Origin of the sequence: Chryseobacterium sp. CBTAP 102, assembly GCF_003201365.1 — a bacterium.
GTDB lineage: Bacteria > Bacteroidota > Bacteroidia > Flavobacteriales > Weeksellaceae > Chryseobacterium > Chryseobacterium candidae.
In genome coordinates this window covers 114477-129842 of the sequence record NZ_QICX01000010.1, presented here as the reverse complement: position 1 = coordinate 129842, position 15366 = coordinate 114477, and the positions used below count along the sequence as shown (strand labels likewise).

Here is a 15366-nt window from a genome sequence, read left to right as displayed (position 1 = left end):
CAGTCTGAAAGAATTACATTCTGCAAAGGTAGTTTAAAAAAAATTAAGATTTTTATTCTGCTCATTTGTATCTTTATAAAGCTTATTTTATGGCTGTAAAATATCAATGGCCACCCATATACAAGCAGCCAATTGTTTTATTGTAAAAATCTTATCTGGATCAAAAGATCATAGTAAATGAAATTATTTCACTTTAGTCCATTGCTGGTTTTTTCGTAAATTTTCAAAAAACTGATACAGTTCCGAAAGCTTTTCGCTTCCACGCTTTCCGTAATCTTCCACATTTTTTGAAGTCCCGTCAGCGAATTGTACTCTTAAATAGGCGGTTGGAAGATCGGTAATATTGTGTTCACCGTATTTGTTATTCAAACTTTTTACATTTAAGCCATCAAGTAAACTGATTAATTTATTATAATCTTCTTCTTTAATGACTCCTTTAAAAGTTCCTTCACGTGGTTTGGAGAACTCATCTTTGGAAGGCTTATCATTAAAATTAAAATGTTCTGCTTCAAAAACTGCAGTTCTGTCCTGGTTGATTGTTATTTTAAAAACAGGGCAGAAACCAAAACACGGAGTTGCCTCATATTCAATTGCAGTATATTTTGAATTTACTTTTTGAGAAGTTGTACAGGATGTCAAAAACACAAATGCGCAAATGGCGAGGAAATATTTCATAGTCTTTTTAAATTTGAAAGAGTCTCCCAAGAATTGTTCCAAAAGATAAAATTTTCTTTGTTTCGATGTTAAACATAAAATAGTAAATCTGCTTAACCTTTAAGATTGTATCAAGTGTTAAGAATATGAAGATAAGCTCTGCTTTATGCTTAAGAGATCAGAATGATTCATCTTAACGATGCTTTATTTTTAAATCTTTTCTTAATGGTTTAAAAATTCATGGGAAATTTTATAAAGAAAAACAGCCTCAGAGGAAATCTGAGGCTGTTTTTTATGCTGCAGCTCTATTTTCAAAATAAAACTGATAAATCAATGTACGTCTATCCGTGCAATTGTTTCCAGATAGCATCTTTCAGCTCCATAAGGCCTTCTCCGGTAACCCCTGAGAAAAATAGAGGCTGTTTGTTTTCCGGGAACTCTGCTGCAATTTCTTTTTTCAGTTCATCATCCAGAAGATCAGATTTTGAAACGGAAACAATGAAATCTTTATCCAAAAGTTCCGGGTTGTACTCCTTCAGTTCGTTTTCAAGAATTTTAAACTCCTGGAAATGGTTTTCAGAATCGGCCGGAATTAAGAATAAAAGGATAGAGTTTCTTTCAATATGTCTCAGGAATCTGTGTCCTAAACCTTTTCCTTCTGCTGCTCCCTCAATGATTCCCGGGATATCAGCCATCACAAATGATTTGTAATTTCTGTAATCTACAATCCCAAGGTTAGGAGTTAATGTAGTAAAAGCGTAATTGGCAATTTTGGGTTTTGCTGCAGAAACAGAAGCCAAGAGTGTAGATTTTCCAGCATTTGGAAATCCAACAAGTCCTACATCGGCCAAAATTTTAAGCTCGAAGACTACATAGCCTTCTTCGCCATCCATTCCGGGTTGAGCATATCTTGGAGTCTGATTGGTAGAGGATTTAAAATGTTCGTTTCCTTTTCCTCCTTTTCCTCCCTGCATCAAAATGATTTCCTGTTTATCTTCAAGGATTTCTCCGATAATTTCACCTTCTTCATTTTTAGCGATAGTCCCAATAGGAACATCGATATAAATATCAGAACCGTCAGCTCCTGTCAGCTGGTTTTTCGCTCCGTTTTCACCTCGTTCTGCTTTTATGTGACGGGTATATCGGAGTGGAAGCAAAGTCCATTCATTAGCATTTCCTCTCATGATGACGTGTCCGCCGCGACCTCCGTCGCCACCGTCAGGCCCCCCTTTAGGAATATACTTTTCACGGCGAAGGTGGGCAGAACCAGCACCTCCGTGTCCGCTTTTACAATGGATCTTTACGTAATCTACAAAGTTAGACATATAGTTTGTGTTGCGGGTTGCAGGGATGAAACTTCTTATCCCTTGCCATATCCCGATTATTTAATTTTCTCTACCTCAGCGAAAAGTTTTTGGGAAATCTCATCAATTTCTCCAACACCGTTTACCTCTACATATTTCCCCTGCTGCTTATAAAGCTCGGCAACTTCTGCTGTCTTGGTATAATATTCTTTAATTCTGTTTTCGATGATCTCTACATTGCTGTCGTCTGATCTTCCGCTGGTTTCACCTCTTTTCAGAAGTCTTTCAACCAAAATTTTGTCCTCTACTACCAATGAAAGACAGATGTCAATCTCGTCATTCAGTACTTCTTTAACGATAGTCTCCAATGCTTCTGTCTGAGCAGTTGTTCTTGGATATCCGTCAAAAATAAAACCATTGGTATCAGTAGGTTTTTTGATCTCGTCGATCAGCATATCTGTTGTTACCTGATCCGGAACCAATTCTCCCTTATCGATGTATGACTTCGCCAGTTTTCCAAGTTCAGTGTCATTTTTCATGTTGTATCTGAAAAGATCACCTGTTGAAACCTGTTTTAAATTGAATTTCTCGATCAGATTCTGGGCTTGTGTTCCTTTTCCACTTCCTGGAGGGCCGAACAGAACAATGTTTATCATAATGTTGATACGCTTCCAGCAATTGGCATTTTGCTTCCGGCTCCTGGCTTTTGGCGGTTTGCTCTTTGCTTTCAGCTTTTTTAAGTTAATATTAAATTTATTTCTTTATTATAATTTTTAAGCTAAAAGCTATCAGCTAATAGCCAACAGCGTTTAATGGTTGATTTGTCCGTCTTCCAGCTGATATAAATTTGGAAGGTTTCTTCCCAATTCATCATAATCCAGTCCGTATCCAAGTACAAATTTGTTTGGGATTTCCTTTCCGATGTAATCCAGTTTGAAATCTTTCTTGTAAATCTCAGGTTTCAATAGAAAACTAGCCAGTTTTACAGATTTAGGACGTTGTGTTTCTTTGAAATATTTGAAAAGACTTTCAACCGTATTTCCTGTATCTACGATATCCTCAACAATGATGATATGGCGGTCTTTTACGTCTTTTGTAAGCTCCATTTTCTGATAAACGATCCCCGTAGACTCAGTTCCTACATAAGAGCTCATTTGAATGAAGGCAATTTCGCATTCCCCCGGGTAATATTTTAAAAGATCAGAGAAGAACATCACCACTCCATTTAACACCCCAATGAAAACAGGAACTTCATCCTTGTAATCTTCATAAATTCTTAACGCTGTCTCTTTTACAATTTCCTGAATTTCGGCATCCTTTAAATAAGGAACGAAAGTTTTGTCGTGAACTTTAATGCTTTCCATAAAATTTTTAGTAGGAGGCAAAGTTACGGATTTTTGATTAAAATACTTTCCTGTTTTTATCAGTTTGAAACTTTGATGGTTTCAGGACATCTGAATTGAATAATATGATAAAGTCTGTTTAAATAATAATAAAGAGAAGCTTTTTAACGAGACATTAAGGTATAACCTTAAAAAACGACTCCGCAAACAATGAAAAATAAACAAGTGTTTAAAACAAAGAAGCAAAAGAGGGGGATAAATGTTCTGATTGAAATGAAAAAGAATGATATTCAGGAAAATGACTATCTTTGTTCTTTCAAACCCAACAATACAGACATGTAGGATATCATTTCTTTCAGATTCATAAAAACAGTAATGAAGAAGTTGCTGGTGTTCAACCATTATTAAGAAAGAAATCATGATTTTACTACAAAATATATCCTTTGGGTTTCCGGGAGGAAATCTTCTATTTAATCATATCAATTTAACAATACAGTCTCATACCAAATCTGCTCTGGTAGGGAGTAATGGCGTGGGAAAATCAACCCTGCTGAAAATAATCGCGGGAGAAATACAGCCTCTCAACGGCAATACCAATATTCCGGGTAATATCTTTTATGTACCGCAGATATTTGGAAATTTAAATGATCTTACCATTGCAGAATGCCTGAGGATAGATCAGAAACTCCATGCTCTTCAAAAAATTACCAATGGAGAGGTGGACGAAATATATTTTGAAACGCTCAATGACGACTGGGATATTGAAGAAAGATGCCAGCATACTTTGGAGCATTGGGGTCTCGAAAATTTTGAATTAACTCAAAAACTGAAAGACCTGAGTGGAGGACAGAAGACTAAAGTTTTTCTCGCCGGAATTCAGATCAATCAACCTGATATTATTGTATTGGATGAACCTACCAACCATTTGGATCTTAATGGCAGGAAATTACTGTATGATCTTATCAACAAAACAGATGCAACAGTGTTTATCGTAAGCCACGACCGTAATTTGCTCAATCTTGTGGATACCATATTCGAATTAAGCAATCAGGGAATTGCAACTTATGGTGGAAACTATGACTTTTATGCCAAACAGAAAGAAGTGGAGGAGGAAGCATTGCAAAATGATATCCATTCCAAAGAACGTGCTCTGAAAAAAGCAAAAGAAAAGGAAAGGGAAACTCTGGAAAGAAAGCAAAAACTGGATGCAAGAGGTAAAGGGAAGCAGGAAAAGTCCGGAGTAGCCAGAATTATGATGAATACGCTTCGGAATAATGCTGAAAAAAACAGTTCAAAACTTAAAAGTGTACACGCAGAGAAAATTAGTGGGATTTCCGGTGACTTAAGAGATCTGCGTTCCTCCTTAAAGAATTCTGATCAGATGAAAGTTAATTTTAATGATTCCAATCTGCATTCAGGAAAGATCCTTGTTACCGTTGAAGATATTAATTTCACTTACGGAAAAGAAAAACTCTGGAAAGAAAACATCAGTATGGAGGTGCGAAGCGGAGACCGAATATCAGTGAAAGGCTCAAACGGTTCCGGAAAAACTACCCTGATAAAACTTCTGCTGGGAAATATTAAACCTTCGGAAGGAAAAATAAATAAGATAGAATTCAACAGTATCTATATTGACCAGGAATATTCCCTTATTGATAATGATTCAACGCTTTACGATTTTGTACAGACTTTCAATGACAATGCCATGCAGGAATCCGAAGTGAAAACATTACTGACCAGATTTTTATTTTGGAAAGATACCTGGGACAAAAAATGTGGAATGCTAAGTGGCGGAGAGCGTTTACGGTTGCTTCTCTGCGGACTTTCCATCAGTAATAAAGCACCCGATATGATTATCCTTGATGAACCTACCAATAATTTAGATCTCCAGAATGTGGAAATTCTCACCAATTCTATAAAAGATTATCATGGTACCCTGCTGGTGATTTCCCATGATGAGGTTTTCCTTCAGGAGATTGGAATTGACAGAGAATTGATGCTGGGGTAATTATTATATTTCTTGCAAATCAGACAAAATCCTTTTTAGATATTCAATAGGGGTGGGCTTTAGCCCGCCTTCAACATCAAAACAACTCCATCTGCTTTAGCCAAAACTTATACAGAAATTCCAGATCAATGCTATCTGGAATTTTTATTTTGTTCTTATTATTTTAAGATCCAGTTATGGATTTCCTTCAGAACCTGTTCTCTTATGGATTCGTTTAAAATCTCATGACGCATATCAGGATAGATTTTTAAGTCCACATTTTGAAAACCATCAATTTTTAAGTTGTTGACGGTTTGCATGACTCCTTTTCCAAAATCACCGATCGGATCGTTCTGCCCGCTTACGAATAAAAAAGGAAATGATTTAGAAATAGGTGCAGCCCAGTTTCTCGCTGTCGCTTTTTTATAAATGGTAAATAAAGTATAAAAAGCATTATGAGTGAACGGAATTCCACAAAGTTCATCCTGTTCAAAAGCTTGTCGGTTTTTAGGATTTACACTGAGCCAGCTGGTATCACTGAAATCTTTATCCTTTTTAAAATGTTTGTTATTGACACTCGTGAAAACAGAATTCAAAAAAGTACGATGATGAGGCGCTATGGCATTGGCCAATGACAAATAAACTCTCAATATATTGATTCCCGGTAAAGGTCCGCCGGTTCCTGTAATGATAGCCCCGGAAAATTTACTGCTTGCTTTTTGAAGAAGACATCGTGTAATAAAAGATCCCATAGAATGTCCCAGAATAAAATGGGGGACATCCGGATATTGTTCTGCAAGATAATCTGCCATCATTTCAGCATCTGCAACAAGCCTTTCATCCGGTTTTTCAAGCTGGAAGAAACCAATATCTTTTTTCTCTTTTACAGATTTTCCATGTCCCAGGTGATCATAGGTCAATACAGCAATTCTATGAGACGCAAAATATGCTGCAATCTCTGCATATCTTCCGCTGTGTTCCTGCATGCCGTGAACGATGAGAAGAGTGGCTTTTGCTGTTTGTGTAGAGAATTGAGTATAGTAAAGCCGGGATTCGCTGTTTATTTTTGATGGGAGAAAGGCTGATGTTTGGGATAGTGACATAGAAAATTGTTTGGGTGTTGATCAAAGATAGGGAATAAAAAAGTTTTGCATTAACAAAAACTATTCCTCCTTTTTAATTGATACTGCCCATAACCTTTTATCCAGATTATATTTCTTTTCTAGACTTAAATTTGTAATCGTCCAGCCAAAATCAGTCTGGCTTTTATCAATTATATTTAGTGTATAAACTTTATCTTTTTCAAAAAAATGATTTCCATATAACTCAGGACATTTTATTATAATGGGAATTTTTTTATTTGTATAACTTTTTATGTTAGAATCAATAATTTCGAATTCTACTACTGTAGCATAAGCAATATAACCACAATCTGGAGGTAGAGAAATATCACTTACTATTTTTCCGGTAAGTTTATATTTCCCGTTTTCCATTTTTTTGGGTGAGAAACTCAAAGAAGTACCTAGAAAAAGCATCGAAAAGAGTAGATAAATGATTTTTTTCATTGGAGTTTTAAATTATATTAAGCTTTTTCGGAAAGTCAAAACTAATAAAATATTTAGTTGAATTGGTTGGCATATTTTGTAAGTACAATGATACAGAATAAATCTTATTAATATTTCATCTTTACTATTTCCAACCTCATGATTTTCACCCCACCCCAAAATAAAATTCCTCTCAAATTTGCTCACCCAATTTTTTAAAAGTAATTTTGCACGAATCTAAAAACAAAAGTAAAATATGTCAACTTATGTAGTTGTAGGTCTTCAGTACGGAGATGAAGGCAAAGGAAAAATCACGGATGTTTTATCAGCAAAATCGGACTATGTAGTACGTTTCCAGGGTGGAGACAATGCTGGTCACACGGTTTATGTGGGTGATGAGAAATTCGTTCTACACCTTCTTCCTTCAGGAGTTCTTCAATGCAAAGGGAAATGTATCATTGCGAACGGAGTAGTGGTAAACCCTAAGTCTTTCATTAAAGAAGTTGGTCAGATCGAGAGCAAAGGCTTGAGAACAGATCATATCTTTATCAGCAGAAGAGCGCATGTCATCATGCCTTACCACATCCTTTTGGATACTTACCGTGAAGAGGAACACGGAGGAACTCAGATCGGAACTACCAAAAAAGGAATCGGACCTTGTTATGAAGATAAAATTGCAAGAGTCGGGATCAGAATGGTAGACCTTTTAAATCCTGAAATTTTAAGAGATAAAATCGAGAAAAACTTAAAAGTTAAAAATTCTCTTTTTGAAAAATATTACGGAAAGCCAACGTTAGACGTTGAAGAAATCTACAACGAATATTTAGCAATCGGAAAACAGCTTCAGGACAGAATCGTTGATACAGAATTAGAGCTGAACGAAGCGATCAGAGACGGTAAAAACGTCTTATTCGAAGGTGCACAGGCGTTAATGTTGGATATCGACTTCGGTACCTATCCATACGTAACTTCATCTTCTCCGTCTACAGGAGGTGTTTGTTCAGGAGCAGGTGTGCCGCCAACTTCACTTCAGAACTTAATTGGTGTTGCAAAAGCTTACTGTACAAGAGTTGGAAACGGACCTTTCCCTTCTGAACTGGATAACGAACTGGGTGAAAAAATCAGACAGATCGGTGGTGAATTCGGAGCAACTACAGGTAGACCAAGAAGAACAGGTTGGTTAGACCTTGTTTCTTTAAAGCATGCTTGTATGATTAACGGTATCAATAACCTTGTCATCACTAAGCTTGACGTTCTTACAGGAATTGAGAATCTGAAAGTAGTAACGCATTACAAAACTGAAGACGGAAAAATCATCGATTATTTCACTTCTTCAACAGAAAAACTATACAATTACGAGCCAATCTACCAGGATTTACCAGGCTGGAGCGAAGATATTACGAAAGCAAGAAGCTATGATGAACTTCCTGACACCGCTCAGAAATATATCGAGTTTATAGAAAAATACTTAGGAATCAACGTATACTTGGTTTCTGTAGGTCCTGAAAGAAGTCAGAATATCATCAGAAAAGAATTATTCTAATATTCTTAGAGATTAAAATAATAGAGAGACTATCATTGGATGGTCTCTTTTTTTTTTACCCTTGTCAAGGTTCAAAACCTTGACAGGGATAAGGTAATGAATTGCTATTTATTTACAGAAGAAATAACTCCTTTTTCTCCTGTAAACTTTCTATTTGTAAATGTTAAAATTTAAACATTGTCATAAAATTTTCTAATATTATGTTGTTTTAGTAAAATTTTGGCAGATGTTTTGATATTATAATATTGCTTATCGATAAGAGCTAACAAAACTAATAATCAAAATTTTTAACAGTTTAAATAGTAGTAGTGATGAAACAACATAACCAAAACCAGGAATTTCGGTTCAACGAAGTCCTGTTCGAGCACCGCAATAAAGAATATGGTGCCTATGCATTAAGAAATGAATCAGATAGAATATTAACCAAAGCGCTTTTTATCGGAGCAAGTCTAATGGCTGCAGTATCTATTACGCCGTTTGTGATTTCTGCATTTAAACCTGCAGAAGTACCTACAGGAACTGTATATAATCTTCCACATGTAATTGAGATTCAAGATGTAGAAAAGCCGAAAGATCCTCCTGTACAAATTGTAAAACCAACGCCACCAGCTCCCGCAGTAAAAACATATGATGACAGAATGCCAGAGCCTAAAGCGATTGTTACCAATGAAAAACAAGTTGTAGATAAAACGAATGCCGTAGCAAGCACAGAAACATCTGAAGGTAAAGAAATACCAAATACAACCTATATTCCGATTGTTCCGCGTGTTATTGGAGGTGATGGTCCACCTGCGGTAAAAGTTGATCCAGTAGTTGAAAAAGCAGATCCTAAAAAGATTGAAACGGAATTAAGTGTAGAAGCCAATTTTGCAGGAGGAATAGACTCCTTCAGAAATAAAGTGATGAACAGCTTCGACAGTTCAGGATTTGAATCCGAAGATGTCGTAAAAACGACAGTTACCTTTATTGTAGAAATGGACGGAACCATCTCAGGGGTAAAAGCTAACGGAACCAACGCCGATTTTAACAATGAGGCAATGAGAACAATTAAAATGATTTCCAACAAAGGAAAATGGATTCCCGCCAAAAACAAAAAAGGAGAATTCGTAAGAAGTTATTTCAAATTTCCCATCTCCATGAAATTTGAGAATTAATACGAAAAAGTAAATTTCAAATAGTTATCCACAAAGAATTTTTTTTGTGGATAATTTTTTTTATCGTTAAATTGCTTATTAACAATATTTTAACTCAATTTTGATTTTCCTCACTCACCGAGAGCAAAGAAAAAAGTGTATTTTTGAAACTTAAAGTTCTAATAATGGCAAAAATCATAGGTATTGCTAATCAAAAAGGAGGCGTTGGTAAAACTACCACCGCTGTAAACCTGGCGGCAGCATTAGGAGTATTGGAAAAAAGAATATTAATCATCGATGCTGATCCTCAGGCGAATGCTACATCCGGCCTGGGTGTTGAAGATGTTCAGTATTCAACATATAATCTGCTGGAGCACAGTGCGGATACGAGAGTCTGTATCAAAAGAACGGCAACTCCGAACCTGGATATTATTCCGTCACATATCGATCTGGTAGCAGCGGAAATTGAATTGGTAGACAAGGAAGACCGTGAGTATATGCTGAAAAAAGCATTGGCAAGCGTAAGAGATGATTATGATTATATTATCATCGACTGTGCACCGAGTTTAGGTCTTATTACCGTCAATGCTCTTACGGCAGCAGATTCTGTAATCATTCCGATCCAGTGTGAATATTTCGCATTAGAAGGGCTTGGGAAACTTTTGAATACCGTTAAAAATGTTCAGAAGATCCATAATAAAGATCTTGGAATTGAAGGTCTTCTTTTAACCATGTATGACAGCCGATTGAGATTATCCAATCAGGTAGTGGAAGAAGTAAATCTGCATTTCCCTGAGATGGTTTTTGAAACCATTATCAGCAGAAACGTAAGATTGAGTGAAGCACCAAGTTTCGGGGAAAGTATCCTGAATTATGATGCAGAAAGTAAAGGAGCTGTTCAGTATATTCAGTTAGCTGAAGAAGTTCTTTTGAAGAATGAAAACTTAATAAAGAATTAAATTAATAATAAATGGCAATAAGTGAATGCCAGGCATCACTTTTCAAACATCATTTATCAATTATATCTATGAAGGACAAAAAAAGAGCTATGGGACGCGGCTTGGGCGCCATTTTAAGTGCAGAATCCAAAGCAACTATCAATTCCGCTACTGATGAAGGAGCAGATAAGTTTGTGGGAAATATTGTGGAAGTTGCGCTTGAAGATATCTATCCGAACCCAACGCAGCCGAGAACTTATTTTGATGAAAAAGCATTAAATGAGCTAGCACAGTCAATCAAAAACTTGGGTGTAATCCAGCCGATTACCCTGAGAAAAGACGGTGAAAAGTTTGAAATCATTTCCGGGGAAAGACGTTACAGGGCAACTAAAATTGCAGGGTTAACGACTATTCCTGCCTATATCCGTTTAGTGAATGACCAGGAGCTTCTTGAGATGGCTCTTGTTGAAAATATCCAGAGAGAAGATCTTGATGCTATCGAAATAGCATTAACCTATCACAGGCTTTTAGAAGAAATAGGTCTTACTCAGGAAAACCTGAGCCAGAGAATAGGAAAGGACAGAAGTACCATTACCAATTCTATCAGACTGTTAAGATTAAATCCGGATATTCAGAATGCCATCAGAAGCGGTGAGATTTCTGCAGGACACGGAAGAGCCATTATCAGCCTTGAAAGTGAAGAGGATCAGCAGGTTTTGTTTGATCTTATTATCAAAGAAAAATTAAACGTTCGTCAGGCTGAACAGGCTGCCGCTGCATTAAAGAACCCAAAATCTGCTGCCGCTAAAAAAGCAAAAGTAGAGCTTTCCAACAACTATAAAAAAGCCCAGAAGACCATTGCAGATATCTTGGACGTAAAAGTAGAGATCAAAGCTTCTGGAAATGGTAAAAAAGGTAAGATTGTTCTGGACTTCAAAAATGAAGAAGAGCTGGAATATATTTTATCCCATATTAAATAAATGAAGAAAATATTTTTCACATTTTTCTTGTGTATCGCTGCACTGGCTTACTCACAAGTAAAACCTATCGATACCGTTCGGATGCAGACTCTTCCGAAAGAAGAACCTCGTGTGGTGAAACCAGGCAAAACAGAAGCAAAGATTATTGAAGATCTTGAAAAAGCCAATGGTCCCACAGTAAAAACTATAAAGCTGAATCCTACCAGAGCGGGATTGTATTCCGCAGTTTTACCTGGATTAGGACAGTTTTATAATAAAAAATACTGGAAGATTCCCATTGTTTGGGGAGCGGTAGGAGCGGGAGTTGGTATTGCTGTATGGAATGATAACCAATACAAAAAATATCGGGAATATTACGTAGCAAAACTGAACGGTACACCAAATGAATTTGTAGACACCCACCCTTGGCTGGACAAAAGAGCTTTGGGTAATGCACAGGACAGAGCCAAAAGGCAAAGGGATTATGCCATTGCTATTACAGGTCTGATCTATATTCTGAATATTGTAGATGCTGTAGTAGATGCCCATCTTTACGAAAGCCGTCATGACCCGGATCTGGTTTTTAAGCCATCGGTTATTCAGGATCAGTATGGGTACAGTGCACCGAAAACAGGATTCAGTTTAAGTTACAGATTTTAAAAGACAATAGACCTGCAGAAAGTTCTTAGGATTGAATGCAGTTTAAAAAAATAAAAAGATTATATGAAAATAGCATTAGTCGGTTACGGTAAAATGGGTAAGATCATTGATGAGATCGCACAGAAGAGAGGTCATGAAGTAGTTGCCCGTCTGAAGGAAACCCCAACTGCTGAGAATCTTAATAATCCGGATGTTGTGATTGAATTTTCACTGCCGGAAGTTGCATTTGAAAACATCAAAGCTTGTCTTGAAAATAAAATTCCGGTGATCTGCGGAACAACAGGATGGCTTGATCAAAAAGCTGAAATTGAAAAACTGGCTGTAGATAACGAAACAGCTTTCCTATATGGCTCTAATTTTAGTTTAGGAGTAAATTTATTCTTTGCTTTAAATGAAAAATTGGCAGCTCTGATGAAAAACGTAGATGAATACTCTTGCCAGCTGGAAGAGATTCACCACATTCATAAGAAAGATGCTCCAAGTGGAACTGCCATTTCCATTGCAGAAGGAATCATTCAAAACAATCCGAAATTTGATGCCTGGAAGCTGGAAGAAACAGAAGGGAAGCAGCTTGGAATTTTTGCAGTACGTGAAGATGAAGTTCCCGGAACGCACAGCGTGTACTACAGAAGTGAGGTAGACGAAATCGAGATCAAACATACCGCATTCAACAGAAATGGTTTTGCACTGGGAGCTGTAGTAGCTGCAGAGTGGATTAAAGATAAAAAAGGAAACTTCGCAATGAAAGACGTTTTGGGGCTTTAATTTGTAACAAATTCTGTAAATTGCGACAAATAAAGAAGATGATGAATAGTGAATTGTAAACAGCGGACTGCTTTTATCATTTATTACTCATCATTTTATCATTGATATCATAAGAATAGGCACAAAAATTTATGAATTATTTTTTAACTTATACAGTATATGTCCTCATACTATCCGTATTGATGGGCATTTCATCTTGGAAACTGTTCAAGAAAATGGGTTATAGCCCTTTATTTGCTTTTATCCCTTTCTACAACTATTTCATTATTCTGAAAGAAACAAAACACCCGAAATGGTGGGCAATCCTGTCTTATCTTCCGATAGTAGGGCCAATCATGATGTCTGTTTTCCACCTTTACCTGGTGAAAAAGTTTGGAAAAACACTTTTCAAAGATCAGATTCTTACCGTGATCCTGCCATTTATTTATATGGCGGTCATCAACTATTCTAAAGACGTAGAGTTAGAAGATGAAAATGCAAACGATCTGTTTCTTACAGACGAAGAAAAAAATGATAAGAAGAATGATACATTCATCGGTTCCATTACCTTTGCGGTAGTTTTCGCAACCATTATCCACGTTTTTGTAACACAACCTTTCGGGATTCCTACAGGATCCATGGAAAGAACATTATTGGTAGGTGACTTCCTCTTCGTAAACAAATGGAGCTACGGTTACAGACTTCCAATGCGTCCGGTAGCCATACCTTTCCTTCAGGGAACCATTATGGATACAGGACAGAAAGGGAATCCGAAAGATGATCCGAAGTCTTATGTAGACGCAGTAAAGCTTCCTTATACAAGAATATTACAATTCAATAAGCCGCAGAGAAATGATGTGGTGGTTTTCAACTATCCTCAGGATTCAGTACATACAGCAATTGACAGAAAAGATCCTTACGTAAAAAGATGTGTGGCTACAGCAGGAGATACTTTTGAAATGAGAGCCGGAAGACTTTTCGTCAACGGAAAGCCGGAGACTGTTTTAGGAGATCAGGAAGTACAGCACAGATACCTTGTAACGACGGACGCTCAATTGGATATCCCTACTTTATATAAAGCTTATGGATTCTTACCGGTTCAGGAAGTACAGCAGAATAACGGAGGTTTCCTTTATGGATTCCAGGGCTTAACGGATAAAACGGCTAAAGAAATTAAAGAACTTCCTCACGTTATTGATATGAAGGAAGAGGTTTCACCAAAAGGAGAAGCTGCAGTATATTACAGAGACGAAGCTAAAACTAAAATCGATACTACTCAATCTATTTTCCCAATCAACAAACCATGGAATCAGGATTGGTACGGACCGGTTAGAATTCCTAAAAAAGGAGATGTAGTAGCGATCAATCAGGAAACACTGCCAATGTACCAGTGGATCATTTCTGAATATGAACACAACAGCTTAGAGAAAAAGAACGGAAAGATCTTCATTAATGGTAAAGAAGCGAATCAGTATACCATTCAGCAGGATTATTATATGATGATAGGGGACAACAGAGATGCTTCATTGGATGCAAGATTCTTTGGCTTCGTTCCGGAAGAAAATATTGTTGGAAAACCAATGTTTACATGGATGAGTCTTCAGGGTGCTTTCTCTGACAGCAGTTCCACTTACCAGGCTCCATTCAAAATCCGTTGGGAAAGAATGTTCAAAGCCACCAACACAGGTGAAGCCAATAAAACTTCTTACTGGTGGGTTGCAGCGATGATTCTGATTTTATTCTTCGGATGGGATTATTTCATGAAATTATTCGGAAAGAAAAAAACTGAAGACGACTAATAGAAAAATTAAACTTAAAATAGAATGAAGTATTTGAAAAAATACTTCATTTTTGCATTATGAATATGACGAATGTATTATTGCCGGCATTTTATATGCCCCCAATCTCATGGTTCTCAGTGTTTTTGAATCCTGATAATAAAATTGTATTTGAACAGTTTGAAAACTTCCCGAAGCAAACCTATAGAAACAGAGCCAATATTTATGGTGCCAACGGAAAATTGTCATTAATAATTCCTATCAACCATAACGGGAAAAGAGAATTTAAAGATATTGAAATCTCTTACCGTGAAGACTGGAGAACGCTTCATTGGAAATCCATTAAGACCGCATATCAAAGCTCTCCTTATTTTGAGTATTACGAAGACAAGTTCAGAAAAATATTTGACCTTAAAGAAAAGTTTCTTCTTGATTTTAACCTTAAAGGAATAGAAGTAATCCAACAGATACTGAAAACAGAAAAGGCACACTCTTTGAATGAAGAATATATCAAAAATCCTGACAGTATCAATTTCAGAGAAAAGTTTTCAGCAAAACTTCCTTCAGAATTTCAGATGGAAGAGTATTACCAGACATTCTCTGATAAATTAGGATTTTTGGAAGATCTTTCGGTTCTTGACCTTATCTGTAATAAAGGGCCGGAATCATTAGTGTATATAAAAAATATAAAACAATTAGATTAGCATACCATCGCCTTTGATGGCATTTTCACTATAAAACAGATGCAGGTGGCGATGGGAATATGCATAAGTCTTTAA

General features: G+C 36.6%; 16 protein-coding genes. 10 read left to right on the top strand and 6 right to left on the bottom strand.

Features of this window, described 5'->3' with window-relative positions; genetic code table 11:
• Window positions 1-183 precede the first annotated feature (183 nt).
• From C8D70_RS14645 to C8D70_RS14630, 4 genes are all read right to left on the bottom strand, one after another.
• The gene (locus tag C8D70_RS14645) at window positions 184-675 is read right to left on the bottom strand and encodes a DUF6438 domain-containing protein (protein ID WP_110367808.1); all 492 of its coding nucleotides are present in this window, start codon (window positions 673-675) and stop codon (window positions 184-186) included.
• A 320-nt stretch (window positions 676-995) separates the two neighbouring features.
• Window positions 996-1979, bottom strand: coding sequence for a GTPase ObgE (obgE, locus tag C8D70_RS14640; protein ID WP_076596748.1), 984 nt, complete (start codon window positions 1977-1979; stop codon window positions 996-998).
• 56 nt (window positions 1980-2035) lie between these two features.
• A complete protein-coding gene (locus tag C8D70_RS14635) occupies window positions 2036-2614 on the bottom strand; it encodes an adenylate kinase (RefSeq protein ID WP_034697446.1) in 579 nt (192 codons plus the stop codon).
• A 153-nt stretch (window positions 2615-2767) separates the two neighbouring features.
• Window positions 2768-3322: a phosphoribosyltransferase gene (locus C8D70_RS14630; RefSeq protein WP_076596749.1), complete on the bottom strand. Its 555-nt coding sequence runs from the start codon at window positions 3320-3322 to the stop codon at window positions 2768-2770.
• A gap of 189 nt (window positions 3323-3511) precedes the next feature.
• Here C8D70_RS14630 and C8D70_RS21210 point away from each other — a divergent pair, with 189 nt between their 5' ends.
• A complete protein-coding gene (locus C8D70_RS21210) occupies window positions 3512-3643 on the top strand; it encodes a hypothetical protein (RefSeq protein WP_262484570.1) in 132 nt (43 codons plus the stop codon).
• Window positions 3644-3719: 76 nt separating this feature from the next.
• A complete protein-coding gene (locus tag C8D70_RS14625) occupies window positions 3720-5309 on the top strand; it encodes an ABC-F family ATP-binding cassette domain-containing protein (protein WP_110367776.1) in 1590 nt (529 codons plus the stop codon).
• A 158-nt stretch (window positions 5310-5467) separates the two neighbouring features.
• On the opposite strand, the gene C8D70_RS14620 is transcribed toward C8D70_RS14625, so the two are convergent.
• Both C8D70_RS14620 and C8D70_RS14615 read right to left on the bottom strand, forming a co-directional pair.
• Entirely contained in the window at window positions 5468-6391 is a 924-nt protein-coding gene (locus C8D70_RS14620; RefSeq protein WP_110367775.1) for an alpha/beta fold hydrolase, read from the bottom strand.
• A 60-nt stretch (window positions 6392-6451) separates the two neighbouring features.
• On the bottom strand, window positions 6452-6853 hold the full coding sequence (locus C8D70_RS14615) for a hypothetical protein (protein WP_146212887.1): 402 nt from the start codon (window positions 6851-6853) through the stop codon (window positions 6452-6454).
• A gap of 235 nt (window positions 6854-7088) precedes the next feature.
• Between C8D70_RS14615 and C8D70_RS14610 the strand changes: the two genes are divergently transcribed.
• The 8 genes from C8D70_RS14610 (at window position 7089) to C8D70_RS14575 (ending at window position 15291) form a co-directional block, all read left to right on the top strand.
• Entirely contained in the window at window positions 7089-8375 is a 1287-nt protein-coding gene (locus tag C8D70_RS14610) for an adenylosuccinate synthase (protein ID WP_062676417.1), read from the top strand.
• A gap of 311 nt (window positions 8376-8686) precedes the next feature.
• The gene (locus tag C8D70_RS14605; RefSeq protein ID WP_110367773.1) at window positions 8687-9529 is read left to right on the top strand and encodes an energy transducer TonB; all 843 of its coding nucleotides are present in this window, start codon (window positions 8687-8689) and stop codon (window positions 9527-9529) included.
• 164 nt (window positions 9530-9693) lie between these two features.
• On the top strand, window positions 9694-10467 hold the full coding sequence (locus C8D70_RS14600) for a ParA family protein (protein ID WP_002981269.1): 774 nt from the start codon (window positions 9694-9696) through the stop codon (window positions 10465-10467).
• Window positions 10468-10535: 68 nt separating this feature from the next.
• Complete coding sequence (locus C8D70_RS14595; protein WP_076596756.1) at window positions 10536-11426, top strand: ParB/RepB/Spo0J family partition protein; 891 nt, start codon at window positions 10536-10538, stop codon at window positions 11424-11426.
• The gene (locus tag C8D70_RS14590; protein WP_076596757.1) at window positions 11427-12065 is read left to right on the top strand and encodes a DUF5683 domain-containing protein; all 639 of its coding nucleotides are present in this window, start codon (window positions 11427-11429) and stop codon (window positions 12063-12065) included. It begins immediately after the preceding gene.
• A gap of 63 nt (window positions 12066-12128) precedes the next feature.
• Window positions 12129-12830 (top strand): 4-hydroxy-tetrahydrodipicolinate reductase, encoded by a 702-nt coding sequence (gene dapB, locus C8D70_RS14585; protein WP_076596758.1) that lies wholly within the window; start codon window positions 12129-12131, stop codon window positions 12828-12830.
• A gap of 131 nt (window positions 12831-12961) precedes the next feature.
• The gene (lepB, locus tag C8D70_RS14580; RefSeq protein WP_110367772.1) at window positions 12962-14608 is read left to right on the top strand and encodes a signal peptidase I; all 1647 of its coding nucleotides are present in this window, start codon (window positions 12962-12964) and stop codon (window positions 14606-14608) included.
• A gap of 59 nt (window positions 14609-14667) precedes the next feature.
• Window positions 14668-15291, top strand: coding sequence for a WbqC family protein (locus C8D70_RS14575; RefSeq protein WP_170872089.1), 624 nt, complete (start codon window positions 14668-14670; stop codon window positions 15289-15291).
• Window positions 15292-15366: the final 75 nt, after the last annotated feature.